This is a genomic window from Streptomyces sp. NPDC093546, assembly GCF_044765045.1.
Classification (GTDB): domain Bacteria; phylum Actinomycetota; class Actinomycetes; order Streptomycetales; family Streptomycetaceae; genus Streptomyces.
On sequence record NZ_JBIWJG010000001.1, the window covers coordinates 545590 to 572579 of the forward strand.

General features: G+C 72.5%; 26 protein-coding genes and 1 pseudogene. 24 read left to right on the forward strand and 3 right to left on the reverse strand.

What is annotated here, in order from left to right; translation table 11 throughout:
- Positions 1-82: 82 nt before the first annotated feature.
- Positions 83-1309, forward strand: a complete 1227-nt coding sequence (gene ftsY, locus ACIRNI_RS02385; RefSeq protein WP_403547570.1) for a signal recognition particle-docking protein FtsY — start codon at positions 83-85, stop codon at positions 1307-1309.
- Between the two features lie 102 nt (positions 1310-1411).
- Here the strand turns inward: ftsY and ACIRNI_RS02390 are convergent, their stop codons facing one another.
- Positions 1412-2071, reverse strand: coding sequence for a bifunctional DNA primase/polymerase (locus tag ACIRNI_RS02390; RefSeq protein ID WP_403547572.1), 660 nt, complete (start codon positions 2069-2071; stop codon positions 1412-1414).
- Between the two features lie 418 nt (positions 2072-2489).
- Between ACIRNI_RS02390 and ACIRNI_RS02395 the strand changes: the two genes are divergently transcribed.
- From ACIRNI_RS02395 to ftsH, 6 genes are all read left to right on the forward strand, one after another.
- Complete coding sequence (locus ACIRNI_RS02395) at positions 2490-3968, forward strand: hypothetical protein (protein ID WP_403547574.1); 1479 nt, start codon at positions 2490-2492, stop codon at positions 3966-3968.
- A gap of 319 nt (positions 3969-4287) precedes the next feature.
- Positions 4288-5640 (forward strand): ammonium transporter, encoded by a 1353-nt coding sequence (locus tag ACIRNI_RS02400; RefSeq protein ID WP_403547576.1) that lies wholly within the window; start codon positions 4288-4290, stop codon positions 5638-5640.
- On the forward strand, positions 5637-5975 hold the full coding sequence (locus ACIRNI_RS02405) for a P-II family nitrogen regulator (RefSeq protein WP_403547578.1): 339 nt from the start codon (positions 5637-5639) through the stop codon (positions 5973-5975). Before ACIRNI_RS02400 ends, ACIRNI_RS02405 begins: the two co-directional genes overlap by 4 nt.
- Before the next feature lie 26 nt (positions 5976-6001).
- Positions 6002-8428 carry a [protein-PII] uridylyltransferase gene (locus tag ACIRNI_RS02410; protein ID WP_403547580.1) on the forward strand — a complete coding sequence of 809 codons (2427 nt, stop codon included), beginning with the start codon at positions 6002-6004 and terminating at the stop codon, positions 8426-8428.
- Positions 8429-8513: 85 nt separating this feature from the next.
- The gene (gene ffh, locus ACIRNI_RS02415; RefSeq protein WP_403547582.1) at positions 8514-10067 is read left to right on the forward strand and encodes a signal recognition particle protein; all 1554 of its coding nucleotides are present in this window, start codon (positions 8514-8516) and stop codon (positions 10065-10067) included.
- Positions 10068-10189: 122 nt separating this feature from the next.
- Positions 10190-12088, forward strand: coding sequence for an ATP-dependent zinc metalloprotease FtsH (gene ftsH, locus ACIRNI_RS02420; RefSeq protein ID WP_403547583.1), 1899 nt, complete (start codon positions 10190-10192; stop codon positions 12086-12088).
- A 4-nt stretch (positions 12089-12092) separates the two neighbouring features.
- On the opposite strand, the gene ACIRNI_RS02425 is transcribed toward ftsH, so the two are convergent.
- The gene (locus ACIRNI_RS02425; protein WP_403547584.1) at positions 12093-12956 is read right to left on the reverse strand and encodes a methyltransferase domain-containing protein; all 864 of its coding nucleotides are present in this window, start codon (positions 12954-12956) and stop codon (positions 12093-12095) included.
- 441 nt (positions 12957-13397) lie between these two features.
- Between ACIRNI_RS02425 and ACIRNI_RS02430 the strand changes: the two genes are divergently transcribed.
- The 17 genes and pseudogenes from ACIRNI_RS02430 to ACIRNI_RS02510 all read left to right on the forward strand — a co-directional run bounded on the left by ACIRNI_RS02430 (position 13398) and on the right by ACIRNI_RS02510 (position 26328).
- The gene (locus tag ACIRNI_RS02430) at positions 13398-14027 is read left to right on the forward strand and encodes a hypothetical protein (protein WP_355356254.1); all 630 of its coding nucleotides are present in this window, start codon (positions 13398-13400) and stop codon (positions 14025-14027) included.
- Between the two features lie 155 nt (positions 14028-14182).
- Complete coding sequence (gene rpsP, locus ACIRNI_RS02435; RefSeq protein WP_031074686.1) at positions 14183-14626, forward strand: 30S ribosomal protein S16; 444 nt, start codon at positions 14183-14185, stop codon at positions 14624-14626.
- 2 nt (positions 14627-14628) lie between these two features.
- Positions 14629-14868, forward strand: coding sequence for an RNA-binding protein (locus ACIRNI_RS02440; protein ID WP_052859899.1), 240 nt, complete (start codon positions 14629-14631; stop codon positions 14866-14868).
- 113 nt (positions 14869-14981) lie between these two features.
- A complete protein-coding gene (gene rimM, locus ACIRNI_RS02445) occupies positions 14982-15533 on the forward strand; it encodes a ribosome maturation factor RimM (RefSeq protein ID WP_403547587.1) in 552 nt (183 codons plus the stop codon).
- Positions 15533-16354: a tRNA (guanosine(37)-N1)-methyltransferase TrmD gene (gene trmD, locus ACIRNI_RS02450; RefSeq protein WP_356644247.1), complete on the forward strand. Its 822-nt coding sequence runs from the start codon at positions 15533-15535 to the stop codon at positions 16352-16354. The genes rimM and trmD overlap by 1 nt, the downstream gene beginning before the upstream one ends.
- Positions 16355-16483: 129 nt before the next feature.
- Positions 16484-16834, forward strand: coding sequence for a 50S ribosomal protein L19 (rplS, locus tag ACIRNI_RS02455; protein WP_355356247.1), 351 nt, complete (start codon positions 16484-16486; stop codon positions 16832-16834).
- A 60-nt stretch (positions 16835-16894) separates the two neighbouring features.
- Positions 16895-17659 (forward strand): signal peptidase I, encoded by a 765-nt coding sequence (gene lepB / locus ACIRNI_RS02460; RefSeq protein WP_403547589.1) that lies wholly within the window; start codon positions 16895-16897, stop codon positions 17657-17659.
- A pseudogene (gene lepB, locus ACIRNI_RS02465) lies at positions 17652-18787 on the forward strand (signal peptidase I); the annotation flags it as partial. The gene lepB (ACIRNI_RS02460) and the pseudogene lepB (ACIRNI_RS02465), both read left to right, overlap by 8 nt.
- Positions 18681-19613, forward strand: a complete 933-nt coding sequence (gene lepB / locus ACIRNI_RS02470) for a signal peptidase I (protein ID WP_403547796.1) — start codon at positions 18681-18683, stop codon at positions 19611-19613. The pseudogene lepB (ACIRNI_RS02465) and the gene lepB (ACIRNI_RS02470), both read left to right, overlap by 107 nt.
- A gap of 59 nt (positions 19614-19672) precedes the next feature.
- The gene (gene lepB, locus ACIRNI_RS02475) at positions 19673-20410 is read left to right on the forward strand and encodes a signal peptidase I (RefSeq protein WP_403547591.1); all 738 of its coding nucleotides are present in this window, start codon (positions 19673-19675) and stop codon (positions 20408-20410) included.
- Entirely contained in the window at positions 20403-20897 is a 495-nt protein-coding gene (locus ACIRNI_RS02480) for an NUDIX hydrolase (protein ID WP_403547592.1), read from the forward strand. The genes lepB (ACIRNI_RS02475) and ACIRNI_RS02480 overlap by 8 nt, the downstream gene beginning before the upstream one ends.
- Before the next feature lie 55 nt (positions 20898-20952).
- Complete coding sequence (locus ACIRNI_RS02485) at positions 20953-21261, forward strand: DUF2469 domain-containing protein (protein WP_005311352.1); 309 nt, start codon at positions 20953-20955, stop codon at positions 21259-21261.
- A 132-nt stretch (positions 21262-21393) separates the two neighbouring features.
- Positions 21394-21756 (forward strand): YraN family protein, encoded by a 363-nt coding sequence (locus ACIRNI_RS02490; protein ID WP_355356239.1) that lies wholly within the window; start codon positions 21394-21396, stop codon positions 21754-21756.
- A gap of 1 nt (position 21757) precedes the next feature.
- Entirely contained in the window at positions 21758-23371 is a 1614-nt protein-coding gene (locus ACIRNI_RS02495) for a YifB family Mg chelatase-like AAA ATPase (RefSeq protein WP_403547594.1), read from the forward strand.
- Entirely contained in the window at positions 23368-24537 is a 1170-nt protein-coding gene (gene dprA / locus ACIRNI_RS02500) for a DNA-processing protein DprA (protein WP_403547595.1), read from the forward strand. Before ACIRNI_RS02495 ends, dprA begins: the two co-directional genes overlap by 4 nt.
- Positions 24538-24840: 303 nt before the next feature.
- Positions 24841-25677: an RNA polymerase sigma factor WhiG gene (gene whiG, locus ACIRNI_RS02505; protein WP_361428052.1), complete on the forward strand. Its 837-nt coding sequence runs from the start codon at positions 24841-24843 to the stop codon at positions 25675-25677.
- An 81-nt stretch (positions 25678-25758) separates the two neighbouring features.
- Positions 25759-26328, forward strand: coding sequence for a TetR/AcrR family transcriptional regulator (locus tag ACIRNI_RS02510; RefSeq protein ID WP_403547798.1), 570 nt, complete (start codon positions 25759-25761; stop codon positions 26326-26328).
- A 23-nt stretch (positions 26329-26351) separates the two neighbouring features.
- Here the strand turns inward: ACIRNI_RS02510 and ACIRNI_RS02515 are convergent, their stop codons facing one another.
- Complete coding sequence (locus ACIRNI_RS02515; RefSeq protein ID WP_403547597.1) at positions 26352-26822, reverse strand: murein hydrolase activator EnvC family protein; 471 nt, start codon at positions 26820-26822, stop codon at positions 26352-26354.
- Positions 26823-26990 lie beyond the last annotated feature (168 nt).

The window sequence follows — 26990 nt, forward strand, 5'->3', positions numbered from 1 at the left end:
AGGTGGGGGATTCACGACATCGTACATTCACCCCAAAAGCTCCAGATAGGGGCCTACGGCACTGGGGGATACTGGTCGCGTTATGGAAATCCTCATCCTTGCTGTAGTCATCGCTCTGGTCGCGGTCGGCGCGATCAGCGGCCTCGTGGTCAGCAGCCGCAAGAAGAAGCAGTTGCCGCCGCCGCAGGCGCCGTCGTCCACGCCGACCATCACCGCTCCGCCCGCCGAGCCGCACGTCGGCGAGGAGGCGGAGACACCGCGGGAGGAACCGCGCCGCACCATCGAGGAGGTGGACCTCCCGACGGCCGAGGAGGCGCTCGAAGCGCCCGCGGCCGTCGAGGACCCGCTCGTCGCGGCGCCGCCCGCACCCGAGATCGAGGTCCCGGAGCCGACCGCGGGCAGGCTGGTCCGGCTGCGCGCCCGGCTCGCCCGCTCGCAGACCTCCCTCGGCAAGGGGCTGCTCACCCTGCTGTCCCGGGAGCACCTCGACGAGGACACCTGGGAGGAGATCGAGGACACCCTCCTCACTGCCGACGTCGGCGTCGCGCCGACCCAGGAGCTCGTGGAGCGGCTGCGCGAGCGCGTGAAGGTGCTCGGGACGCGGACGCCGGAGGAGCTGCGCACGCTCCTGCGCGAGGAACTGCTCACCCTGGTCGGCACCGACCTCGACCGCTCGCTGAAGACGGAGAGCGACCTCGACACCCCGGCCGTCGTGATGGTCGTGGGCGTCAACGGCACCGGCAAGACCACGACCACCGGCAAGCTCGCGCGCGTGCTGGTCGCGGACGGGCGCTCGGTCGTCCTCGGCGCGGCGGACACCTTCCGCGCGGCCGCCACCGACCAGCTCCAGACCTGGGGCGACCGCGTCGGCGCCCGAACCATCCGCGGCCCGGAGAACGGCGACCCGGCCTCGGTCGCGTTCGACGCGGTCAAGGAGGGCATCGCGGAGGGCGCGGACGTCGTCCTGATCGACACCGCGGGCCGCCTGCACACCAAGACGGGCCTGATGGACGAGCTCGGCAAGGTCAAGCGCGTCGTCGAGAAGCACGGCCCGGTGAACGAGGTTCTGCTGGTCCTCGACGCCACGACCGGCCAGAACGGCCTGGTGCAGGCGCGGGTCTTCCGCGAGGTCGTCGACATCACCGGCATCGTCCTGACGAAGCTGGACGGCACGGCCAAGGGCGGCATCGTCGTCGCGGTCCAGCGCGAGCTGGGCGTCCCGGTGAAGCTCATCGGCCTCGGGGAGGGCCCGGACGACCTGGCCCCCTTCGAGCCGGAGGCCTTCGTCGACGCGCTGATCGGCGACTGAGACGGCGACTGACCCGCTCCGGCGGAGGGTCCGGGGCTCGGGGGTTCACCCCCCCCGGGCCCCCCTTTTTTTACGTATGAGGCTTTACGTATGAGGGCGGCGTCAGCCCGCCGAGCGGTGGCAGATGTACGCCAGCGTCCCCAGCAGCAGCCGCGCCTGCGGCGGCGCGCCCGCGTCCAACGACGGCGGCCGCAGCCACCGGGCGGGTCCCAGCCCCGCGTGGTCCGAGGGCGGGGCCGTGATGTACGCGCCCGGGCCCAGGCAGTGCAGGTCGAGGTCCGCGTCGTCCCAGCCCATCCGGTACAGCAGCTCCGGCAGCTCCGCCGCCGCGCCAGGCGCCACGAAGAACTGCGCGCGCCCCGTCGGGGTCGCGCAGACCGGGCCCAGCGGCAGGCCCATCCGCTCCATGCGGACCAGCGCCCGGCGGCCCGCCGGCTCGGCGACCTCCAGGACGTCGAACGACCGCCCCACCGGCAGCATCAGCGCGGCCCCCGGGAACCGGGACCACGCCTCGGAGACGGTGTCGAGCGTCGCGCCGGCCGGCACCTCGGGCGCGAAGTCGAAGGGATGCGCCCCCGGAGCCGTACAGGCCGGGTCGCCGCAGGAGCAGCGCCCGGAGGCGGCACGCGCGCCCGGGACCACGTCCCAGCCCCACAGGCCGGTGTACTCCGCCACCACGGTGCACTCCGCGGTGCGCATGCCGCGGCGCCGGATGTCGCGGATGCGGGTGCGGGTCCGGGTCGAGCCGATCGTGAAGCCCATGCCCCCTCCAACGGGTGTAGCTCGCCGGTGGTTACGACCCGGAGTCTTGTCGTGACGCTGCGTCGCCGCCATGCCCCAACGGGTGGCGCGCGGAGGCATCGAGGAGTGGTGCGTGTCGTCACGCGCGCCCCGCGGTACGACGATCCACCGGCTCCTGGTCGTCGTGCGTCAAGTGAATCGCGCCTGGAGCCGGGCGAGTTCATTCGAAGGGGTGGCGAATGGTGGCGTTTATGGAAACGACCTCGCCTGATCGGTGATCGTAGGATTACTTTCGGTACATGAAACCGGGGTGGTGGCCGTTCCTCGTGGGTATGCCGGGGGCAAGCCGGTTCCGCGTTTCGTACGCGGACGGTCGCGATCGACGGCATTCTGACAAGGGTTCGCGCAACAGGCGACGACAGCGGATGGGGGCGTTCCAGTGGGCGGCAGCGGCGCAGACGGTACGAATGCCGGCAAGCGCCCGAACGAGCAACTGAGCTCGTGGTTCGTGCGCAGCGGCTGGTCCAAGGGCGAGCTCGCGCGCCAAGTGAACCGCCGGGCGCGCCAGATGGGCGCACACCACATCAGCACCGACACCTCACGCGTACGGCGCTGGCTCGACGGCGAACAGCCCCGCGAACCCATCCCGCGCATCCTCTCCGAGCTGTTCTCCGAGCGCTTCGGCACGGTCGTCGCCATCGAGGACCTCGGCCTGCGCACCGCCCACCAGTCACCCTCGGTGTCCGGCGTCGACCTCCCCTGGGCAGGCCCCCAGACCGTCGCCCTGCTCAGCGACTTCTCCCGCAGCGACCTCATGCTCGCCCGGCGCGGCTTCCTCGGCACCTCCCTGGCCCTGGCCGCCGGCCCCGCCCTCATCGAGCCCATGCAGCGCTGGCTCGTCCCCACCCCCACCGGCGACACCGGCGGCCGCTCCGACCAGTCCGGCGCACCGCGCCGCGCCACCCGGCTGTCCACACCGGAACTGGACCTGCTGGAATCCACCACCGCCATGTTCCGCCAGTGGGACGCCCAGTGCGGCGGCGGACTGCGCCGCAAGGCGGTCGTCGGCCAACTCCACGAGGTCACCGACCTCCTGCAGGAGCCGCACCCCGCCGCCACCACCCGACGGCTCTTCACCTGCGCCGCCGAACTGGCCGAACTCGCCGGGTGGATGAGCTACGACGTCGGCCTCCAGCCCACCGCTCAGAAGTACTTCGTGCTCGCCCTGCACGCCGCCAAGGAAGCCGGCGACAAGCCCCTCGGCTCGTACATCCTCTCCTCCATGAGCCGCCAGATGATCCACCTCGGGCGGCCCGACGACGCGCTGGAACTCATCCACCTCGCCCAGTACGGCAGCCGCGACTGCGCCACCCCGCGCACCCAGGCCATGCTGTATGCGATGGAGGCCCGGGCGTATGCCAACATGGGCCAGCCCAGCAAGTGCAAGCGCGCGGTGCGGATGGCCGAGGACACCTTCGCCGACGCGGGCCTCGACGGCGAGCCCGAGCCCGACTGGATCCGCTTCTTCTCCGAGGCCGAGCTCAACGGCGAGAACGCCCACTCCTACCGCGACCTCGCCTATGTGGCCGGCCGCAGCCCCACGTACGCCTCCCTCGCCGAGCCCGTGATGCGGCGCGCCGTCGAGCTGTTCCGCAAGGACGAGGAGCACCGGCGCTCCTACGCGCTGAACCTCATCGGCATGGCCACCGTGCACCTGCTCAAGCGCGAGCCCGAGCAGTCCACCGCCCTCGCCGAGCAGGCCCTGCACGTCGCCAAGCGGGTGCGCTCCGAGCGGGTCAACACCCGGCTGCGCAAGACCGTCGACACGGCCGCCCGCGACTTCGGCGACGTACCGGAAGTAGCCCGGCTCACCGAGAAGCTCACCGCCCAGCTCCCCGAGACCGCCGAAGCGGTCTGACCGCGCGAGCCACCCCGAACCCCGGCCGCGACCGTCACCCCTGTACAGCCCGACTCGGCTCCCTCACGCCAGGTCAACAGGGTGACCGTCGCGGCCGGTCCCGTGCCTGCGGGAGGGTACTCCCGTTACATCCCCGTGACCCCGCGGTTCATAGCCGCGTAACACGCGAGGGCTCTTCGTCACTGCGGCGAAACATCGAGCGGCATCGACCGAAACCGCGCTGCGCCAACCTCGGTGCTCATAACCGGCCACCCCTCATAGCCGTGTAGCTACCACCGGCTCCGCCCCGCACAGGCCGACCGACGACGAGGAGACGCCGATGCCCCCAGGCATCACGACCCTTGCCGCAGACGCACCCACGCTGTCTGCCGCGAACACCGGGTTCATGCTCATCTGTTCCGCCCTGGTGATGCTGATGACACCGGCCCTCGCCTTCTTCTACGGAGGCATGGTCCGGGTGAAGTCGACCCTCAACATGCTGATGATGAGCTTCATCAGCCTCGGGATCGTCACGATCCTTTGGGTGCTGTACGGCTTCAGCATCGCCTTCGGCACCGACTTCGGCTCCCTCATCGGGTGGTCGTCCGACTACGTCGGCCTCAGCAACATCGGCGTCACCGAGCTGTGGGACGGCTACACCATCCCGGTGTACGTCTTCGCCGTCTTCCAGCTGATGTTCGCCATCCTCACCCCCGCGCTCATCAGCGGCGCCCTCGCCGACCGCGTGAAGTTCACCGCCTGGGCGCTGTTCATCGCCCTCTGGGTCACCGTCGTCTACTTCCCCGTCGCCCACTGGGTCTGGGGCGCCGGCGGCTGGCTCTTCGAGATGGGCGTCATCGACTTCGCGGGCGGCACCGCCGTCCACATCAACGCCGGAGCCGCCGCCCTCGGCGTGATCCTGGTCATCGGCAAGCGCATCGGCTTCAAGAAGGACCCGATGCGCCCGCACAGCCTCCCGCTGGTCATGCTCGGCGCCGGGCTGCTGTGGTTCGGCTGGTTCGGCTTCAACGCCGGCTCCTGGCTCGGCAACGACGACGGCGTCGGCGCGGTGATGTTCCTCAACACCCAGGTCGCCACCGCCGCCGCCATGTGCGCCTGGCTGGCGTACGAGAAGATCCGCCACGGCGCCTTCACCACCCTCGGCGCCGCCTCCGGCGCGGTCGCCGGACTCGTCGCCATCACCCCGGCCGGCGGCTCCTGCTCGCCGCTCGGCGCGATCGCCATCGGCGCCATCGCCGGTCTGCTCTGCGCCATGGCCGTCGGCCTCAAGTACAAGTTCGGCTACGACGACTCCCTGGACGTCATCGGCGTCCACCTCGTCGGCGGTGTGGTCGGCTCCCTGCTCGTCGGCTTCTTCGCCACCGGCGGCGTCCAGTCCGACGCCAAGGGCCTCTTCTACGGCGGCGGCCTGGAGCAGCTCGGCAAGCAGGCCATCGGCGTCTTCGCCGTCCTCGCCTACTCCCTGGTCGTCTCCGCGCTCCTCGCCTTCGTCATCGACAAGGCCATGGGCATGCGGGTCAGCGAGGATGACGAGGTCTCCGGCATCGACCGCGTCGAGCACGCCGAGACGGCGTACGACTTCAGCGGCGCCGGCGGCGGAGCCGGCTCGCGCAAGGCCGCCCCGGCGACGGAGGCACTGCCCGTAGTGGAGAACAAGAAGGTGGACGCATGAAGCTGATCACGGCGGTCGTCAAGCCGCACCGGCTCGACGAGATCAAGGAGGCCCTCCAGGCCTTCGGGGTCCACGGACTGACGGTTACGGAGGCCAGCGGCTACGGCCGCCAGCGCGGCCACACCGAGGTCTACCGGGGTGCCGAGTACACCGTCGACCTCGTCCCCAAGATCCGCATCGAGGTCCTCGTCGAGGACGACGACGCCGAACAGCTCGTCGACGTCATCGTCAAGGCCGCCCGCACCGGCAAGATCGGAGACGGGAAGGTCTGGAGCGTCCCCGTCGACACCGCCGTCCGGGTCCGCACCGGCGAACGCGGCCCCGACGCCCTGTAAACCCGCCACACGGCAAGGAGCCCCGGGTGACGAGCACCGATGTGAAGAGCGACGACTCGGGACCCGGCGGCTACGCGGCGGCCCGGCTGCACCTCCTGACCCAGGAGGAGCGGTCCGGGCCGCCGCGCCGTGCCGACCTGTCCCGCCTCACCGACGAATGGCTGTCGGGCCTGTTCGCCCAGGCGGCCCCCGCGCGCGGCGTGGCCCTGGTCGCCGTCGGCGGGTACGGGCGCGGCGAGCTGTCCCCCCGCAGCGACCTCGACCTGCTCCTCCTCCACGACGGCAGCGCCGACCCCGCCGCCATCGCCGCGCTCGCCGACCGCGTCTGGTACCCCGTCTGGGACCTCGGCCTCGCCCTCGACCACTCCGTACGCACCCTCACCGAGGCCCGCAGAACCGCCGCCGAGGACCTCAAGGTCCAGCTCGGGCTCCTCGACGCCCGCCACCTCGCCGGCGACCTCGGCCTCGTCACCGCCCTGCGCACCGCCGTCCTCGCCGACTGGCGCAACCAGGCCCCCAAGCGCCTCCCCGAACTCGACGCGCTCTGCCGCGAGCGCGCCGAGCGCCAGGGCGAGCTGCAGTTCCTCCTCGAACCCGACCTCAAGGAAGCCCGCGGGGGCCTGCGCGACGCCACCGCCCTGCGCGCCGTCGCCGCCTCCTGGCTCGCCGACGCCCCCCGCGAAGGCCTCGCCGAAGCCCGCCGCACCCTCCTCGACACCCGCGACGCCCTCCACCTCGTCACCGGGCGCGCCACCGACCGGCTCGCCCTCCAGGAACAGACCCAGGTCGCCGCCGCACTCGGCCTGCCCGACGCCGACGCCCTGCTCCGCAGCGTCTACGAAGCAGCCCGCACTCTCTCGTACGCGGGCGACGTCACCTGGCGCGAGGTCAACCGCGTCCTGCGCGCCCGGGCCGTACGCCCCCGGCTGCGCGCCCTCCTCGGACGCCAGCCCGCCGTGCGCTCCCCGCTCGCCGAAGGCGTCGTCGAGATGGACGGCGAGGCCGTGCTCGCCCGCACCGCCCGCCCCGAACGCGACCCGGCCCTGCCCCTGCGCGCCGCCGCCGCGGCCGCCCAGGCGGGCCTGCCCCTCTCCCCGTACGCCGTACGCCGCCTGGCCGCCGCCGGCAAGCCACTGCCGGTGCCGTGGCCCGCCGAGGCCCGCGAGGCACTCGTCACCCTGCTCGGCGCGGGGGAGTCCACCGTGCCCGTCTGGGAGGCCCTGGAGGCCGAGGGCGTCGTCAGCCGCCTGCTGCCCGAATGGGAGCACGTGCGCTGCCGCCCGCAGCGCAACCCCGTCCACACCTGGACCGTCGACCGGCACCTCGTCGAGACCGCCGTACGCGCCTCCGCGATGGCCCGCCGCGTCGGGCGCCCCGACCTCCTCCTGGTCGCCGCCCTCCTCCACGACATCGGCAAGGGCCGCCCCGGCGACCACGCGGTCGTGGGGGAGCCCCTCGCCCGTGACATCGCCGCCCGCATCGGCTTCGACCGGCACGACACCGCCGTCGTCGCCACCCTCGTACGCCACCACCTCCTGCTCGTCGAGACCGCCACCCGCCGCGACCTCGACGACCCCGCGACCGTCGACTCCGTCGCCGCGGCCGTCGGCTCCGCGTCCACGCTGGAGCTCCTGCACGCCCTCACCGAGGCCGACGCCCTCGCCACCGGCCCCGCCGCCTGGTCCTCCTGGCGCGCCTCCCTCGTCGCGGACCTGGTCAAGCGGGTCGCCGGCGCCCTCGCGGGCGATCCACCCCCCGCGCCCGAGCCCGCCGCGCCCAGCGCCGAACAGGAACGCCTCGCCATCGAGGCCCTGCGCACCGGCGAACCCGTCCTCGCCCTGCACGCCGACGGCCCGCCGGACGGCGACACCCCCGAACCCGTCGGCGTCGAGCTGCTCATCGCCCTCCCCGACCGGCCGGGCGTCCTGCCCGCCGTGGCCGGCGTCCTCGCCCTGCACCGCCTCACCGTCCGCTCGGCCGACCTCCGCGCGATCGAACTACCGCCGGAGCTCGGCGGCGGCGGAGCCGTCCTCGTCCTGAACTGGCGCGTCGCCGCCGAGTACGGCTCCCTGCCGCAGGCCACCCGGCTGCGCGCCGACCTCGTCCGCGTCCTGGACGGCTCCCTCGACATCCGCTCCCGCCTCGCCGAACGCGAGGCGGCCTACCCCCGCCGCCACGGCGCCACGGCCCCGCCACCGCGCGTCACGGTCGCCCCGGCCGGCTCGACGCTGGCGACGGTCATCGAGGTCCGCGCCCATGACGCCCCGGGTCTGCTGCACCGCATCGGGCGGGCCCTGGAGACGGCGGCGGTACGGGTGCGCAGCGCGCACGTGTCGACGCTGGGGGCGAACGCGGTGGACGCCTTCTACGTCACGGACGCCGCCGGCGCCCCGCTGGCCCCCGAGGAGGCGGCGGAAGTGGCACGCACCCTGGAAGCAGCACTGCGGGCATGACGGGGCTGCTACGGATCGGCTCAAGCCCGATACCCTTGGGTTCGACTGTCCGCCCGCCCCCTACACCCGAGGATCCGCGACCGCCGTGTTCGATACCCTCTCCGACCGCCTTGCAGCGACTTTCAAGAACCTCCGAGGCAAGGGCCGCCTCAGCGAGGCGGACATCGACGCCACGGCACGTGAGATCCGTATCGCGCTGCTCGAGGCCGACGTGGCCCTGCCCGTCGTGCGGGCCTTCATCAAGCAGATCAAAGAGCGGGCCCTCGGCGCCGAGGTCTCGCAGGCGCTGAATCCCGCGCAGCAGGTCATCAAGATCGTCAACGAGGAGCTCATCGGCATCCTCGGCGGCGAGACCCGGCGCCTCCGGTTCGCCAAGAACCCGCCCACCGTGATCATGCTCGCCGGTCTCCAGGGTGCCGGTAAGACGACCCTCGCCGGAAAGCTCGGCCTCTGGCTCAAGGGCCAGGGCCACTCGCCGCTGCTGGTCGCCTGTGACCTCCAGCGCCCCAACGCCGTCAACCAGCTCGCCGTCGTCGCCGAGCGCGCGGGTGTCGCCGTGTACGCGCCCGAGCCGGGTAACGGCGTGGGTGACCCGGTGCAGGTCGCCAAGGACTCGATCGACTACGCGAAGACCAAGCTGCACGACATCGTCATCGTCGACACCGCGGGCCGCCTCGGTATCGACCAGGAGCTGATGCAGCAGGCCGCGGACATCCGCGACGCGGTCTCGCCCGACGAGGTTCTCTTCGTCGTCGACGCCATGATCGGTCAGGACGCGGTCAACACCGCCGAGGCCTTCCGCGACGGCGTCGGCTTCGACGGCGTCGTGCTCTCCAAGCTCGACGGTGACGCCCGCGGTGGTGCCGCCCTGTCGATCGCGCACGTCACCGGCCGCCAGATCATGTTCGCCTCCAACGGCGAGAAGCTGGACGACTTCGACGCGTTCCACCCGGACCGCATGGCGTCCCGCATCCTCGGCATGGGCGACGTCCTCTCCCTGATCGAGAAGGCCGAGCAGACCTTCAGCCAGGAAGAGGCCGCCAAGATGGCCTCCAAGCTGGCGTCGTCCAAGGGCAAGGACTTCACCCTCGACGACTTCCTGGCCCAGATGGAGCAGGTCCGGAAAATGGGCTCCATCTCCAAGCTGCTCGGCATGCTGCCGGGCATGGCGCAGATGCGGGACCAGATCAACAACATCGACGAGCGCGACGTCGACCGCACGGCCGCGATCATCAAGTCGATGACCCCCGGCGAGCGCCAGGACCCGACGATCATCAACGGCTCGCGGCGCGCCCGTATCGCCAAGGGTTCCGGTGTCGACGTCAGCGCGGTGAAGAACCTGGTGGAGCGGTTCTTCGAGGCCCGCAAGATGATGTCTCGGATGGCGCAGGGCGGCGGCATGCCGGGCATGCCGGGGATCCCGGGCATGGGCGGCGGCCCCGGCCGCCAGAAGAAGCAGCAGAAGCAGGCCAAGGGCAAGCGCAAGAGTGGCAACCCGATGAAGCGGAAGGCCGAGGAGCAGGCCGCGGCCGCCCGCCGCGAGCAGGCGGCCCAGCAGGGCGGTGCCTTCGGCCTGCCGGCCGGCGAGCCGGGCAAGGACTTCGAGCTCCCGGACGAGTTCAAGAAGTTCATGGGCTGACGGCCGCGCACAGCGGTTCGGAGGGGCGTCCACCACGTTGGTGGGCGCCCCTCCGCCGTACGCCCGCCACGGCGCGCGGCGCCCGTAATGCCGCTTTCGCGGCGGTCTCGCATGATGGCAGCGTGGCCAATTCCGTACCCCCACGCGACCGCACCGACCAGCCCTGGCGCTCGGAGGGCGCGCCTCCGCCACCGCCGCCGCGCAAGAAGATGCCCGGCGGGTGGATCGCGCTCGTCCTCGCCGCGGTGGCCGTCTTCGTCCTGACCAACCTGGCCCTGTCGTACTTCGGCAACGGCGACGAGCGGACCATCTCGTACACCGAGTTCAGCCGGCAGGTCACCGACGGCAAGGTCGCCAAGATCTACTCCAAGGGCGACGCCATCGAGGGCGAACTGGACAACGGCCAGCGGTTCACCACCCAGCGTCCGGCCTTCGCCGACGACAACCTCTGGTCGGAACTGACCAAGCAGAAGGTCACCGTGACCGCCGAGCCGGTGGTCGAGAGGCCGAGCTTCGTCGCCAATCTGCTGCTCTCGCTCGCGCCGATCCTCCTCCTCGTCCTGCTGTGGGTGTTCATCTCCCGGCGGATGAGCGCCGGGCTCGGCGCCGGGGGCATGCTGGGCCGCAAGGCGCCGCCCAAGCCGGTCGAGGTCACGGCCGGACAGCGCACGACCTTCGCCGACGTCGCCGGGATCGACGAGGTGGAGGGCGAGCTGAACGACGTGGTGGACTTCCTGAAGAACCCCGACGCGTACTGGCGCATGGGCGCCAAGATGCCGCGCGGTGTGCTGCTGGCGGGGCCGCCCGGCACCGGGAAGACGCTCCTGGCGCGGGCGGTGGCCGGCGAGGCGGGGGTGCCGTTCTTCTCGGCGTCCGCCTCCGAGTTCATCGAGATGATCGTCGGCGTCGGCGCCTCGCGCGTACGGGAGCTGTTCAACGAGGCCCGCAAGGTGGCCCCCGCGATCATCTTCATCGACGAGATCGACACCATCGGGCGCGTCCGCGGCGGCTCCGCCGCCATGGGCGGGCACGACGAGCGCGAGCAGACGCTGAACCAGATCCTGACCGAGATGGACGGCTTCTCCGGCTCCGAGGGCGTCATCGTCATCGCGGCCACCAACCGCGCCGACGTCCTTGACCCGGCCCTCACCCGGCCCGGACGCTTCGACCGGATTGTCCACGTCAGCCCGCCCGACCGGGGCGGCCGCGAGGCGATCCTCAGGATCCACACCCGCGACATCCCGCTCGCCGAGGACGTCGACCTGGCCCGGGTCGCCCGTACGACCCCGGGCATGACCGGCGCCGAGCTGGCCAACCTCGCCAACGAGGCCGCCCTGCTCGCGGTCAAGCGCCGCCGCCCGCGCGTCACGCAGGCGGACCTCTCCGAGGCCCTGGAGAAGGTCCAGCTCGGTGCCGAGCGCGCGCTGGTCATGCCGCTGGAGGAGCGCCGCCGCACCGCGTACCACGAGAGCGGCCACGCGCTGCTGGGCATGCTCCAGCCCGGCGCGGACCCTGTCCGCAAGGTCACCATCGTGCCGCGCGGACGCGCGCTCGGCGTGACCCTGTCGACGCCCGACGCCGACAAGTACGCGTACACGGAGGACTACCTGCGCGGCCGGATCATCGGCGCGCTGGGCGGGATGGCGGCCGAACACGTCGTGTTCGGGGTGGTCACGACCGGCTCGGAGAGCGACCTGGAGCAGGTCACCAACATCGCGCGCGGGATGGCGGGCCGCTGGGGCATGAGCGACCGGGTCGGCCGGCTCAGCGCCATCCCGGGCGACGCGCAGCAGGCGTACGGGCTCTCCGCCGCGCCCGCGACGCTGGACGCCGTGGCCCACGAGATGCGCCGCATCGTCGACGAGTGCTACGAACGCGCCTGCCGGCTCCTCGAGGAGCACCGCCCCAAGCTGGACGCTCTGGCGGCGGCGCTCCTGGAGAACGAGACGCTGGAGGAGGCCGAGGCGTACCGTGCGGCCGGCATCCCCCGCCTCGCCAAGGCGCACGCGGGGGAACAGTGAGACGTCAGGGGGTCCTGGCCACCAGGTAGCGGAAGACGTTCGGCATCCACACCGTGCCGTCGGGCCGTACGTACGGGTGGAGGGCCTCGGTGACCTCCTTCTCGACGGTCGCCTGGTCGGACGCCTCCACCGCCGCGTCGAACAGCCCCGTCGAGAACAGGCCGCGTACGGCGCTCTCGATGTCGGCGTACCCGAAGGGGCACGCCACCCGTCCCGAACCGTCCGGGTTCAGCCCGGCCCGCGCGGCCACGTCCTCCAGGTCGTCGCGGTTCGCCGGGCGCCAGCCGGCCCGCGTGCGCAGCCGCTCGGTGAGCCGGCCCGCCACCCGCAGCACGGTCGAGGTGGCGCACCGCTCCGGCGGGCCCCAGCCCGCCAGCACCACGGCGCTGCCCCGCTCCGCCAGCCGTACGCCGCTCACCAGGGCGGGCACCAGACCCTCGGAGTCCCCGGCGGTGCAGCCGATCGGCTGGAACGCGGTGATGAGGTTGTACGCCGGACGGGTGGGGTCCGCGGTCTCGGCGGGCCCGCCGTACAGGAGTCTCGTCTCGCCGCACCGCGGGGCGGCGTCGTGCGCGCCCGCGTCGGGCATCAGCCGCTCCTTGGCCAGGTCCACGCGTGCGTGGTCGGTGTCGCAGCCGGTGACCTGCGCGCCGCGGGAGGCGGCCATCAGCAAGGCGAGTCCCGAGCCGCAACCGAGACCCAGCAGCCGCGTCCCGGTGCCGACCTCCAGGTGCTGGTACACCGCTTCGTAGAGCGGGACGAGCATCCGCTCCTGGATCTCAGCCCAGTCGCGGGCTCGGCCGGGCCCGTCCGTCGCCGGAGGGGCCGAGGCCGGGTGGGGGTGGTGCTGGACGAGCATAGGTGTCATCGAAAGCGCCCCAATCCGCCGAGAGGTCCATCTGTGCGTCTGTGCCCTGATTGACAGCCCCCGTGTGCGTGCGCGCGCACTCCCCGACGCCCAGGGAACTCCGCATCCGCCCCCGGTGTCCAGGGGTCGGGACGCAATGCTTGCGTGCCCCGGGCGTGCGCCCCCGAGTCGGCACGAACTTCTCTCATAGTGGGGGCGGCGAGCGAATCCCGCCATGGCAACGGGCCGGTGCCGCGCGCTCCCGTGCGCCGGAGTACTGTCACACCGCGGCCGCCCTCCACGAGCGCTCCGCGCCGGGGTGTGGGCGCCGGGGCGTGCGCGGCGCTACGTACCACCTTGGTGCGAGCTGCGAGCCTTCTCCGTACATCGGCGCACTGGCCCTCGTCAGGACGCATCAACGGCAACTGACGGGTACGTGCAAATTATTTGGGATGCCCCGGAATGGAACCCACAGGCAGTCCGGCTCGTTGTCACGACGTGAGCACGACACCACCTGTTCTCGCCGCAGAGCTGGCACAGGCGTGGGCCGACATTCAGCGGCACCACCCCGAGCTGCCGGATCTCGCCGCGCCCGAATCCCTGATCGGAGAGTCGTCGTCCGCCTGTGGCGCCGAGCTCTCGTTCGAACGACTGCTCCATGAGGCAGTCCACGGCATCGCCGCCGCCCGAGGAGTCCGCGACACCTCTCGCGCCGGCCGCTACCACAACCGCAGATTCCTGGCGATCGCCGAGGAGATGGGCCTCGACCACCCGGACGAGCCGCACCCGAGCAGCGGCTTCTCCCTGGTCACGCTCAGCCCCGAGGCCAAGCGCCGCTACCGGCCGACGATCGAGCGGCTCCAGCGCGCCCTGAAGGCGCACACGGCCGCCACGGCCGCCGACACCAAGCGCTCCTTCCGCGGGCCGGCCGCCCGGCACGGCTCCTCCGGTGGCGGCGTGCGGGTCAAGGCGGTCTGCGACTGCGGGCGCAACGTCCGGGTCGTCCCGTCGGTCCTCGCGCAGGCGCCGATCGTCTGCGGCGGCTGCGGGAAGCCGTTCCGCATTCCGGAAGCGGTGGGCGCGGCGAGCTGACCCCGCGTGGTGTGGCACAATGGCTAGCTGTACTCGACAGTCGAACAGGACCCCTCTCTCCTCCGGCTGACGCGTCCATCGGGCACCCGAGTACCGCAACCCCACGTGGCATTTCGTCGTGCCCAACCACGTCAAGACCAGGAGACACCACACCCGTGGCAGTCAAGATCAAGCTGAAGCGTCTGGGCAAGATCCGTTCGCCTCACTACCGCATCGTCGTCGCCGACTCCCGTACCCGCCGTGACGGCCGGGCCATCGAGGAGATCGGCCTGTACCACCCGGTGCAGAACCCGTCGCGCATCGAGGTCGACTCGGAGCGTGCGCAGTACTGGCTGTCCGTCGGCGCCCAGCCGACCGAGCCGGTCCTCGCGATCCTGAAGCTCACCGGCGACTGGCAGAAGGTCAAGGGCCTGCCGGCCCCCGAGAAGCCGCTGCTCGCCCCGGCGACCAAGGAAGACAAGCGCGCCTCCTTCGACGCCTTCGCGAAGGCGCTCGAGGGTGACGAGGCGAAGGGTGAGGCCATCACCCCGAAGGCGAAGAAGGCCGACAAGAAGGCGGACGAGGCCGAGGCCGCGTCCACCGAGTCGACCGAGGCCTGAGCATGCTCGAGGAGGCTCTCGAGCACCTCGTGAAGGGCATTGTCGACAATCCCGACGACGTGCAGGTCGCCTCGCGCACCCTGCGCCGCGGGCGCGTACTGGAGGTCCGGGTCCACCCCGACGACCTCGGCAAGGTGATCGGCCGCAACGGCCGCACCGCGCGCGCTCTGCGTACCGTCGTGGGGGCCCTCGGCGGTCGTGGCATCCGGGTCGACCTCGTCGACGTGGACCAGGTCCGCTGAACAAGTTGGCTGTTTTGCAGTAGATGCACCGGCACGGGCCGGGGAGGGCTACGGCCCTCCCCGGCCCGTGTTCGTGTGGTACGTCGTGTGTACGTCGTTTGGAGAGGTGAGCAGTGCAGCTGGTAGTCGCACGGATCGGCCGCGCCCACGGGATCAAGGGCGAGGTCACCGTCGAGGTGCGGACGGACGAGCCGGAGCTGCGGCTCGCGCCCGGCGCCGTACTGGCCACGGATCCGGCCTCCGCCGGGCCGCTGACCATCGAGACCGGCCGGGTGCACAGCGGCCGGCTGCTGCTCCGCTTCGAGGGCGTACGGGACCGCAACGCCGCCGAGGCGTTGCGCAACACCCTGCTGATCGCGGAGGTGGACCCGGAGGAGCGGCCGGAGGAGCCCGACGAGTACTACGACCACCAGCTCATCGACCTGGACGTGGTCCTCGCCGACGGCACCGAGGTCGGCCGGATCACCGAGATCTCGCACCTGCCGTCCCAGGACCTGTTCGTCGTGGAGCGGCCCGACGGCACCGAGGTCATGATCCCGTTCGTCGAGGAGATCGTCACCGACATCGACCTCGACGAGCAGAGGGCGGTCATCGCCCCGCCGCCCGGCCTGATCGACGACCGCGCCGAGATCGTCTCGACCAAGGACGCGGGAGACGAGAGCTGATGCGGCTCGACGTCGTCACGATCTTCCCCGAGTACCTGGACCCGCTGAACGTCTCGCTCGTCGGCAAGGCACGCGCGCGCGGCGTGCTCGACGTCCACGTACACGACCTGCGCCGGTGGACGTACGACCGGCACCACACGGTCGACGACACCCCCTACGGCGGCGGCCCCGGCATGGTCATGAAGACCGACCCCTGGGGCGAGGCCCTGGACGACACGCTCGCCGCCGGGTACGAGGCGGGCGCCCACGGTCCCGCGCTGGTCGTGCCCACCCCCAGCGGGCGGCCCTTCACCCAGGAGCTCGCCGTCGAGCTCTCCGAGCGGCCCTGGCTGATCTTCACCCCCGCCCGGTACGAGGGCATCGACCGCCGCGTCATCGACGAGTACGCCACCCGGATACCGGTGTACGAGGTGTCCATCGGCGACTACGTGCTGGCGGGCGGCGAGGCCGCCGTCCTGGTGGTCACCGAGGCCGTGGCCCGGCTGCTGCCCGGCGTCCTGGGCAACGCCGAGTCCCACCGGGACGACTCCTTCGCCCCCGGTGCCATGGCCAACCTCCTGGAGGGCCCCGTCTACACCAAGCCGCCGGAGTGGCGCGGGCGCGGTATCCCCGACGTCCTGCTCAGCGGCCACCACGGGAAGATCGCCCGCTGGCGGCGGGACGAGGCGCTGCGTCGGACCGCCGCGAACCGGCCCGAGCTGATCGAGCGGACCGACCCGGCCGCGTTCGACAAGAAGGACCGCGAGACCCTCTCCATGCTCGGCTGGGCACCGGAACCCGGTGGCCGATTTTGGCGCAGGCCCGGCGGCGTGGAAGAATAGGCGGCTGCTGTACGTCCGAGCGGCGCCCCTGCCACAGGGGGACACGCGCCGGCCCCGACGGCACAGCCCCTCAACCCCATCTCTAGTTGCCGTTGATGACCTGTGGCATCAGCGAGGAAGCAGACGACCATGTCTCACGTGCTTGACGCCGTCAACTCCGCGTCCCTGCGGACCGACGTCCCGTCGTTCCGTCCCGGTGACACCGTGAACGTCCACGTTCGCGTCATCGAGGGCAACCGCTCCCGTATCCAGCAGTTCAAGGGTGTCGTCATCCGCCGCCAGGGCTCGGGCGTCTCCGAGACCTTCACGGTCCGCAAGGTCTCCTTCTCCGTCGGCGTCGAGCGCACCTTCCCGGTGCACAGCCCGATCTTCGAGAAGATCGAGCTCGTGACCCGCGGTGACGTCCGTCGCGCCAAGCTGTACTACCTGCGTGAGCTGCGCGGCAAGGCCGCGAAGATCAAGGAGAAGCGCGAGAACTGAGCCCCGGCTCAGCTCCGTCGCGCGGGGGTCCACAGGGCGGCCGGATAGCATCTGGCTCCGATGGACACCGAAGCACAGCACACCGAGCGCGACTCCTCCTCCGATACGGGGGAGGAGTCGCGCTCCGTGCATTCCGGCGGGCGCGGCGGCTTCTCCTGGCGCGGACCGGGGATGATCGGCGTCGCGTGCGCCGTGTTCCTGCTGCTGTTCAGCCACTTCGTGGTGCAGCCCTTCCAGATCCCGAGCAGCTCCATGGAGCCCACTCTCCAGGTCGGGGACCGGGTGCTCGTGAACAAGTTGGCGTACCGTTTCGGTTCCGAGCCCCAGCGTGGGGACGTGGTCGTCTTCGACGGCACCGGGTCCTTCGTCCGCGAGGCACCGGAGCAGAACCCGCTCGCGGCGCTGCTCCACGCGGCGGGCGCGGCGCTCGGCCTGACCGAGCCCGCCGAGACCGACTACGTGAAGCGGGTGGTCGGCGTGGGGGGCGACCGCGTGACGTGCTGCGACAAGGGGGGAAGGGTCGAGGTGAACGGCGTACCGGTGAGCGAGGGGTATCTGCACCCCGGTGACGCACCTTCCCAGGTGCCCTTCGACATCGTCGTGCCGCAGGGCACCCTGTGGGTCATGGGCGACCACCGCAGCCAGTCGCGCGACTCCCGCGACCACCTCGGTGAACCGGGCGGCGGTGTGGTCCCGGTGGAGAAGGTGATCGGCCGGGCGGACTGGATCGGCTGGCCCTTCGGCCGCTGGTCGTCGGTGGAGCCGACGCCGGCCTTCCGCGACGTACCCGGCGCGGCGCACCCGGCAGGCGGGGGCCATGGGTAACCGGGCCAGGCGCGGCGGCCACCGGGCCGACACGCGGCTGCCCACCGGGTCCCGGCCCACGGACGGCGCCCGCGCCCTGCCCGGGCGCGCGGAGCGGCGCAAGCTCGCCCGGCGCGTGAAGCGGCGCAGGCGCAGGTCGGCGGTGAAGGAGGTACCGCTCCTCATCACCGTGGCGCTGGTCATCGCCCTCGTACTGAAGACCTTCCTGGTGCAGGCCTTCGTGATCCCCTCAGGCTCGATGGAGCAGACGATCCGGATCGACGACCGGGTGCTGGTCGACAAGCTCACGCCCTGGTTCGGCTCCAAGCCGCAGCGCGGGGACGTCGTCGTCTTCAAGGACCCGGGCGGCTGGCTCCAGGAGGAGAACGCCCCGAAGAAGGACGACCCGGTCGTCGTCAAGCAGGTCAAGCAGGCCCTCACCTTCATCGGTCTGCTGCCGTCCGACGACGAGCAGGACCTGATCAAGCGGGTCGTCGCGGTCGGCGGGGACACCGTCAAGTGCTGTGACGCGGACGGTCGCGTCACCGTCAACGGCGTACCACTGAGCGAGCCGTACCTGCACCCCGGAAACGTTCCCTCGACGATCACGTTCGACGTGAAGGTGCCGGAGGGGCGGCTGTTCGTGATGGGGGACCACCGGGCCAACTCGGCGGACTCGCGCTTCCACCTGGACGAGGCGTTCCAGGGCACGGTGTCGGAGGAGGAGGTGGTCGGGACGGCGTTCGTCATCGCCTGGCCGTTCGACCACTGGCGCCGACTGGAGGAGCCGGACGCGTTCGCGTCCGTCCCGGACTCGCGGCCGTCAGGGTAGGTGCCGTGGTCGGGGGATCGGGGGACTCGCGGGCCGGGACTGCGATGTCGCTCGGCGCTTCGCATAGTGTGTTCTCTCGGATTCTGAACGGAACGAACAGAACCATCCGGCTCCCGAGCCCTGCGGAACTCCCGCTCGTTATGGGAGTGGTGGGCCCTCCCCTGCTGTGGGGCGGGCGGTTGCACGGAGTGAGGAGTGGATGTGGGGGATTTGGCGGTCGGCGCACGATCCGGACACGACGGGCCGGAGGAGAGGCCGGAGCAGCCCTCCGCGTCCTCTGCCGCCGGGCCTTCCGGGTCGGGCGGGGAGCCCTCCCCCGGAACCGGGCACGCTGAGGGCCCCCCGGTGGGTGCGGCGGCGGACGGCGGGACGGGTGACGACGGGCCGAAGAAGCCCCGTTCCTTCTGGAAGGAACTGCCCCTGCTGATCGGTATCGCGCTGCTGCTGGCGCTGCTGATCAAGACCTTCCTGGTGCAGGCGTTCTCGATCCCGTCCGACTCGATGATGAACACGCTGCAGCGCGGTGACCGGGTCCTGGTCGACAAGCTCACCCCGTGGTTCGGCTCGGAGCCCGAGCGCGGCGAGGTCGTGGTCTTCCACGACCCGGGCGGCTGGCTGGAGGGCGAGCCGACGCCGGAGCCGAACATCCTCCAGGAGTTCCTCAGCTTCATCGGGCTGATGCCGTCCTCGGAGGAGAAGGACCTGATCAAGCGGGTCATCGCGGTCGGCGGTGACACGGTGGAGTGCAAGAAGGGCGGCAAGGTCGTCCTCAACGGCAAGCCGCTCGACGAGACGGCGTACATCGCGCCCGGCTCCACGCCGTGCGACGACGAGCCGTTCGGGCCGATCAAGGTGCCCCAGGACCGCATCTGGGTGATGGGCGACAACCGGCAGAACTCGCTGGACTCCCGCTACCACCAGGAGCTGCCCGGCAACGGCACGGTCGCCACCGAGCGGGTCGTCGGGCGGGCGGTCGTGGTGGCGTGGCCGCTCGACCGCTGGTCCACGCTGCCAGTGCCGGACACCTTCGACCAGCCGGGCCTCAGCGCGGCCGCCGCGGCGGCCGTCGGGCCGGGTGCCCTCGGGCTCGCGGGCGCGCTGCCGATCGTGCTGTGGCGCAGGAAGAGGCGTACCGCCGGGTAGGGCACCGCGGGTAGGGTTCCCTCCCAGATCGTCGATCTCCGAACGTGGGGAGCGCTGGGATGAGCCGAACGCAACGAACGGACGACGGCCGCGGCCGTCTCGGCAGCGTGCTGTCGGGGCTGGCCGTGGCCGTCGGCTGTGTGCTCTTCCTCGGCGGGTTCGCCTGGGGCGCGGTCCAGTACCAGCCGTACACCGTGCCCTCGGACTCCATGTCGCCGACCGTCACGGCCGGGGACCGGGTGCTGGCGCAGCGGATCGACGGCGCGGAGGTGCGCCGCGGTGACGTCGTGGTCTTCACCGACTCGACGTGGGGCGATCTGCCGATGGTCAAGCGGGTGGTCGGCGTCGGCGGCGACAAGGTCGCCTGCTGCGACGCGGAAGGCCGGCTGACCGTGAACGGCACCCCGATTGAAGAACCGTATCTGCGGTCGGAGGCGGCCGCCTCGACGCCGTTCTCCGTGACCGTGCCCGAGGGGCGGCTCTTCCTGCTCGGCGACGAGCGCATGGGCTCGCAGGACTCCCGCGTCCACCTCCAGGACGCGGCCCGGGGGTCGGTGCCGCGCAGCGCGGTCAGCGCCCGGGTGGACGCCGTGGCGTGGCCGGTCGGCGGCATGGTGGAGCGGCCGCGGGCGTTCGCCGCGCTGCCCGGGGGCGTGTCGCGGCCGGGGCCGGTGGTGCCGGTGGTGGGTGCTGTGGTGGTCGGTGCGGCGTTGATCCTCGGCGGTGCGGCGTACGGGCCGGTCGCGGGATTGCTGTCGCGGCGCCGGACGCGGTCGGAGGCGGTCACCCGTGGGTGAGGCGGCGCGCAGGGTCGCGCGGGTGCTGCTGCTCGACCCGGACGACCGGATCCTGCTGCTGCACGGGTACGAGCCGGACGACCCCGGCGTCACCTGGTGGTTCACGCCGGGCGGCGGGGTGGAGGGCGACGAGACCCGCGAGGAGGCCGCGCTGCGGGAGCTGGCCGAGGAGACCGGCCTCACGGACGTGGAGCTGGGGCCGGTGGTGTGGCAGCGGTTCTGCTCCTTCCCGTTCGCCGGGCGGCGCTGGGACCAGGACGAGTGGTACTACCTCGCCCGTACGCGGCGGCCGGCGGCAGCGGTGGCCCTGGCGGACCCCACGGAGCTGGAGGCGCGCAGTGTCACGGGGCTGAGGTGGTGGACCTCCGCCGAACTGTCGGCGGCCCGTGAGACGGTGTACCCGACACGACTCGCCGAGCTGCTGCGCACGCTGCTCGTCGAGGGACCCCCGAGTACGCCGGTGGTCCTCGCTCCGGAAATCGTCTAGGGGCGCAGGTGACAGGCGCACAATGGGGAGACGCACGGCTGAAGGGGAACATGCCATGAGCGCCGAGGACCTCGAGAAGTACGAGACCGAGATGGAGCTGAAGCTCTACCGGGAGTACCGCGATGTCGTCGGTCTGTTCAAATACGTGATCGAGACCGAGCGTCGCTTCTACCTCACCAACGACTACGAGATGCAGGTGCACTCGGTGCAGGGCGAGGTGTTCTTCGAAGTGTCGATGGCGGACGCGTGGGTCTGGGACATGTACCGGCCGGCGCGGTTCGTCAAGCAGGTGCGGGTGTTGACGTTCAAGGACGTGAACATCGAGGAGCTCAACAAGAGCGATCTGGAGCTGCCCGGCAGCTGAGGTCCGCGCCCCCGGTGCCGGGTCTCTGTTCACCGGTGTGGGTGAGCCGGTTGTCCACAAGCGTTCGGTTGTCCACCAAGATCCAATAGTCCGGCGCCGACCCGTCACAGTCGGTGCCGGAGGTGGTGCCGAATGAACGCGACGGGGGCACTGGGCGCCTACGGCGAAGAGCTGGCGGTGCGCCGGCTGAGCGAGTGCGGGATGGCGGTGCTCGCACGGAACTGGCGGTGCGGGCGGACCGGGGAGATCGACATCGTCGCCCGGGACGGCGACACGGTGGTCGTCTGCGAGGTCAAGACGCGCAGGGCCGGCGACTTCCAGCACCCCATGGCGGCGCTCACGCCCGCCAAGGCCGACCGGCTCAGACGGCTCGCCGCCTGCTGGCTGGACCGGCACGGCGGCCCGCCGCCCGGCGGGCTGCGCATCGACCTGATCGGCGTGCTGCTGCCCCGGCGAGGCGCCCCCGTGGTCGAGCACGCGCGGGGGGTGGCCTGACATGGGCTTCGCGCGTACGTGCTCGGTGGCGCTGGTCGGCGTCGAAGGAGTGGTGGTCGAGGTCCAGGCGGACCTGGAGCCGGGCGTCGCGGCGTTCACCCTGGTGGGACTGCCCGACAAGAGTTTGTCGGAGAGCCGGGACAGGGTGCGGGCCGCCATCGTCAACTCGGAGGCCGAGTGGCCCCAGAAGAAGCTCACGGTCGGGCTCAGCCCGGCCTCCGTGCCCAAGAGCGGATCCGGTTTCGATCTCGCCGTCGCCGCGGCGGTGCTCGGCGCCGCCGAGCGCATCGACCCCAGGACCATCGCCGATCTCGTCCTCATCGGCGAGCTGGGCCTGGACGGCCGGGTCAGACCGGTGCGCGGCGTCCTGCCGGCCGTGCTCGCCGCCGCCGAGGCCGGCTACCGGCAGGTCGTCGTACCGGAACGGACCGCCGGGGAGGCCGCGCTGGTGCCGGGCGTCTCGGTCCTCGGCGTGCGCACCCTGCGGCAGCTCATCGCCGTGCTCGCGGACGAGCCGGTGCCCGAGGAGGACCCCGACGACGAGGGGCGGCCCGACGCCATGCTCGCCGGGCTGCTGGTGCCCGGCGCCGGAGTCGGCACGGGCCTCGCGCCCGACCCGGCCGACGCCCCCGACCTCGCGGACGTCGCCGGCCAGCGGACGGCGCGCCTGGCCCTGGAGACCGCGGCGGCCGGCGGCCATCACCTGCTGCTCTCCGGGCCGCCCGGCGCGGGCAAGACCATGCTCGCCGAACGGCTGACCGGCGTGCTGCCGCCGCTCACCCGGCAGGAGTCCCTGGAGGTCACCGCCGTCCACTCGGTGGCCGGCATCCTCCCGCCCGGCGAACCGCTGGTGCGCAGGGCGCCGTACTGCGCCCCGCACCACTCGGCGACGATGCAGTCCCTGGTGGGCGGCGGCAACGGGCTGCCGCGACCGGGCGCGGTCTCCCTCGCCCATCGCGGAGTGCTCTTCCTGGACGAGGTGCCGGAGTTCTCCGGCAAGGCGCTCGACGCGCTGCGCCAGCCGCTGGAGTCGGGGCACGTGGTCGTGGCGCGCAGCGCGGGCGTGGTGCGGCTGCCCGCGCGGTTCCTGATGGTGCTGGCCGCCAACCCCTGCCCGTGCGGGCGGCACACCCTGCAAGGGGCCGGGTGCGAGTGCCCGCCCTCGGTGATCCGCCGCTACCAGGCACGGCTGTCCGGGCCGCTGCTCGACCGCGTCGACCTGCGCGTGCAGGTCGCCCCGGTCGGCCGCGCCGACCTGATGGGCCGGGGCGGGCGCGGGGAGCCCACCGCGGCGGTCGCCGCGCGGGTGCGCGAGGCCCGGGCGCGCGCCGCGGCCCGCCTGGACGCCACCCCGTGGACCGTCAACTCCGAGGTGCCCGGCCACGAACTGCGCACCCGCTGGCGCGTCGCACCGGGAGCCCTCGACGCGGCGGAGCGGGACGTCGAGCGCGGCCTGCTCACCGCGCGGGGCCTGGACCGCGTGCTCCGGGTCGCCTGGACCCTCGCCGACCTGGCGGGCCGCGACCGGCCGGAGGCGGAGGACGTCGCCCTGGCGCTGGAGCTGCGCACGGGAATCGCCAGGGGCGTACCGGTGCAGACGGGGGCGGCGCCGTGAGCGGGACCGCGGGGGAGGAGGAGCGGCTCGCGCGGGCCACCTTGACGCGGGTCCTCGAACCGGGCGACGAGCACGGCGGGCGCTGGCTGCGGGAGCTCGGGCCCCTGGAGCTGCTCGCCCGGCTGACCTCGGAGCCGTACCGGCGAGGAGCCCTCGGCGGCGTGACCGAGCGGCGGCTCCAGGGCCTGCGGATGCGGGCCGCGGGCGCCGAGCCAGAGCGGGACCTCGCGGCGGTGGACGCCGTCGGCGGACGGTTCGTCGTGCCCGGCGACGCGGAGTGGCCCCGTCAGCTCGACGACCTCGGGGACGCCCGCCCCGTGGGGCTCTGGGTGCGCGGGCGGGCGGGGCTGCGCCCCTGGGCGCTGCGCTCCGTCGCGGTGGTCGGCGCGCGGGCGTGCACGCCGTACGGGGCGCACATGGCCGCGAGCCTCGCCTCCGGGCTCGCCGAGCGCGGCTGGGTGGTCGTCTCGGGCGCCGCCTTCGGCGTCGACGGGGCCGCCCACCGCGGCGCGCTCGCCGTGGACGGCGCCACCGTCGCCGTCCTCGCCTGCGGCGTCGACGTCGCCTACCCGCGCGGCCACGCCGGGCTGATCGGGCGCATCGCCGAACAAGGGCTCGTCATCGGCGAGTTGCCCCCCGGCGCGCATCCGACACCCAGCCGCTTCCTCCTCCGCAACCGCGTCATCGCCGCGCTGACCCGCGGCACGGTCGTCGTCGAGGCCGAGTACCGCAGCGGGTCACTCGTCACGGCGCGCAGCGCCCAGCGGCTCGGCCGGTACACGATGGGCGTGCCCGGGCCCGCCACCAGCGGGCTGTCGGCGGGCGTGCACGAACTGCTGCGCGGCGAGGCCGTCCTCGTCACCGACGCCGCCGAAGTCGCCGAGCTGGTCGGCGACATCGGCGATCTCGCGCCCGCCCGGCGCGGGCCCGTCCTGCCCCGGGACCTGCTCGGCCCGGTCAGCGCACGCGTGCTCGAAGCCCTCCCGCCCCGCGGCACGCTCGTCACCGCGCGGGACGTCGCGCGCGGCGCCGGCACCGGCGTTGACGAAACCCTCGGCAGCCTGTACGAACTCCACTCCCTCGGATTCGTCGAACGCACAGGCCATGGCTGGCAGTTGACCGCGGCCGCCATGCGACGCCCGAACACCCGGCGAGGCGGTGCTTGACCTGGGGCATTCGGGTGAAAAGGTGATGCCGATGACGTCCGTAGCGCTCCCGGGACCGCCCGAGGGGCCGGTGTGTGCGCCGTCCGCCCCCGGCCCCTTCGCGGATGCCGACGTTTCCGCAGCATGCGGACTATTCGAAGATGCGGCCGACGGCACGCCCCCGAGGAGGCATGATGCGCATCCCCTAGCGCACTGCGACCGGTCAGTCACGCTACGCTCACCAGAATTACCCCTTCCGCTCCTCGGCCCTCCCTCGTTCGTTCCCCCGTCCGCCCTCACACCCAGAACGGCTCAAGGCGACGCATGCCCCAGCACACCTCCGGGTCCGACCGCGCAGCGGTGCCCCCCGCTGCACGGGGCGCCGTGCGCCCGCCCGCTCCCTCGTCTCTCGAGGAGCTGTGGCGGTCGTACAAGGACACGGGCGACGAGCGGCTGCGGGAACAGCTGATCCTGCACTACTCGCCGCTGGTGAAGTACGTGGCCGGGCGGGTCAGCGTGGGCCTGCCGTCCAACGTGGAGCAGGCGGACTTCTTCTCCTCCGGGGTGTTCGGGCTGATCGACGCGATCGAGAAGTTCGACATCGGGCGGTCGATCAAGTTCGAGACGTACGCGATCACCCGGATCCGGGGCGCGATGATCGACGAACTGCGGGCGCTGGACTGGATCCCCCGGTCGGTGCGGCAGAAGGCGCGGGCCGTGGAGCGCGCCTACGCCACGCTGGAGGCGCAGCTGCGGCGCACCCCCTCCGAGAGCGAGGTCGCCGCCGAGATGGGCATCGCGCTGGAGGAACTGCACGCGGTGTTCAGCCAGTTGTCGCTGGCGAACGTCGTCGCCCTGGAGGAGCTGCTGCACGTCGGCGGCGAGGGCGGCGACCGGCTCAGCCTCATGGACACGCTGGAGGACACCGCGGCCGACGACCCGGTCGAGGTCGCCGAGGACCGCGAGCTGCGGCGGCTGCTCGCCCGGGCGATCAACACGCTGCCCGAGCGGGAGAAGACCGTGGTGACGCTGTACTACTACGAGGGCCTGACCCTCGCCGAGATCGGCAACGTGCTCGGCGTCACCGAGAGCCGGGTCAGTCAGATCCACACCAAGTCCGTGCTCCAGCTGCGGGCCAAGCTGGCGGATGTCGGCCGCTGAGCAGTCGATCTTCCGCGCCGAGGTCGAACGGGCGGCCGTAAACCGTAAAGTGGAGCCGTGCCCAGGATTCGAGCGGCCTCCGTGGCCGAGCACCGGACCATGCAGCGCGGCGCCCTGCTGGACGCCGCGCGTTCCCTGCTGTCCGAGGGCGGTACGGAGGCGCTGACCTTCCCCGCTCTCGCCGAGCGCACCGGCCTGGCCAGGTCCTCGGTGTACGAGTACTTCCGCTCGCGCGCGGCCGTGGTGGAGGAGCTGTGCGCCGTGGACTTCCCCGTCTGGGCGGCGGAGGTCGAAGCGGCGATGGAGCGGGCGGACACGCCCGAGGGCAAGGTCGAGGCGTACGTCCGCAAGCAGCTGGAGCTGGTCGGGGACCGCCGCCACCGGGCGGTCGTCGCGATCTCGGCCGGCGAGCTGGACGACGGCGCGCGCGAGAAGATCCGCGCCGCGCACGGCGGGCTCATCGCCATGATCGTCGAGGCGCTCGCGGAGCTGGGCCAGGAGCATCCCCGGCTGACGGCGATGCTGCTGCAGGGCATGGTCGACGCGGCGGTCCGCCGCATCGAGCTCGGTGCGGCGGAGGAGCCCTCGTCCATCGCGAATGCGGCGGTGGCGCTGGCGCTGCGGGGTGTGCGCGGCCTCGCCGCGGGCTGACCGCTCCGACCCCTCCGACCCCCTCACGGGCCGTTCAGTGGCAGCAGCCGGGACGGCCGGCGCGGCAGCAGCGCCAGGGGGTTGAGGTAGGTGTCGCCCCGGCGCAGGCTCCAGTGGAGGCAGGTCGGGGCGCAGTGGGGGCGCGCGCCGGTCAGGACCGCCACCACCTGGCCCTCCGCGACCTCGGCGCCCGCGCGCACCAGGGGCCGGACCGGTTCGTACGACGTCCGCAGGGGCGGGCCCGTGCTCGGACTCGGGTGGGTGATCGTCAGGACGCCCCGGCCCGCCACCGGGCCCGCGAACGTGACCCGGCCCGCGGCCGCCGCGCGGACCGGGGTGCCCGGCGCGGCCGCCAGGTCCACTCCCCGGTGCCCCGGGCCGTACGGGGAGGCGGGCGGCTCCCAGCCGCGGACGACCGGGGGCCGCGGCGGCCCCACCGGCCAGGTGCCGGTCAGGGCGGTCGCGAGCGTGAGCAGCAGGGTGATCAGGCGCATGGGGCCAATGTGGGGCATTGGGGCAGCGCGCGTCGGGGGCTGTGGATTGACGAGCTCTTGTGGACAGCGCCGTCACCCGGCGGCGCCCGGGTCCCGTACACTTCTTCTGGCGACCCGGGCCACCGGGTCGACTTCGCACGCCCCGCCACCGCCCTCAAAAGTCGTGGT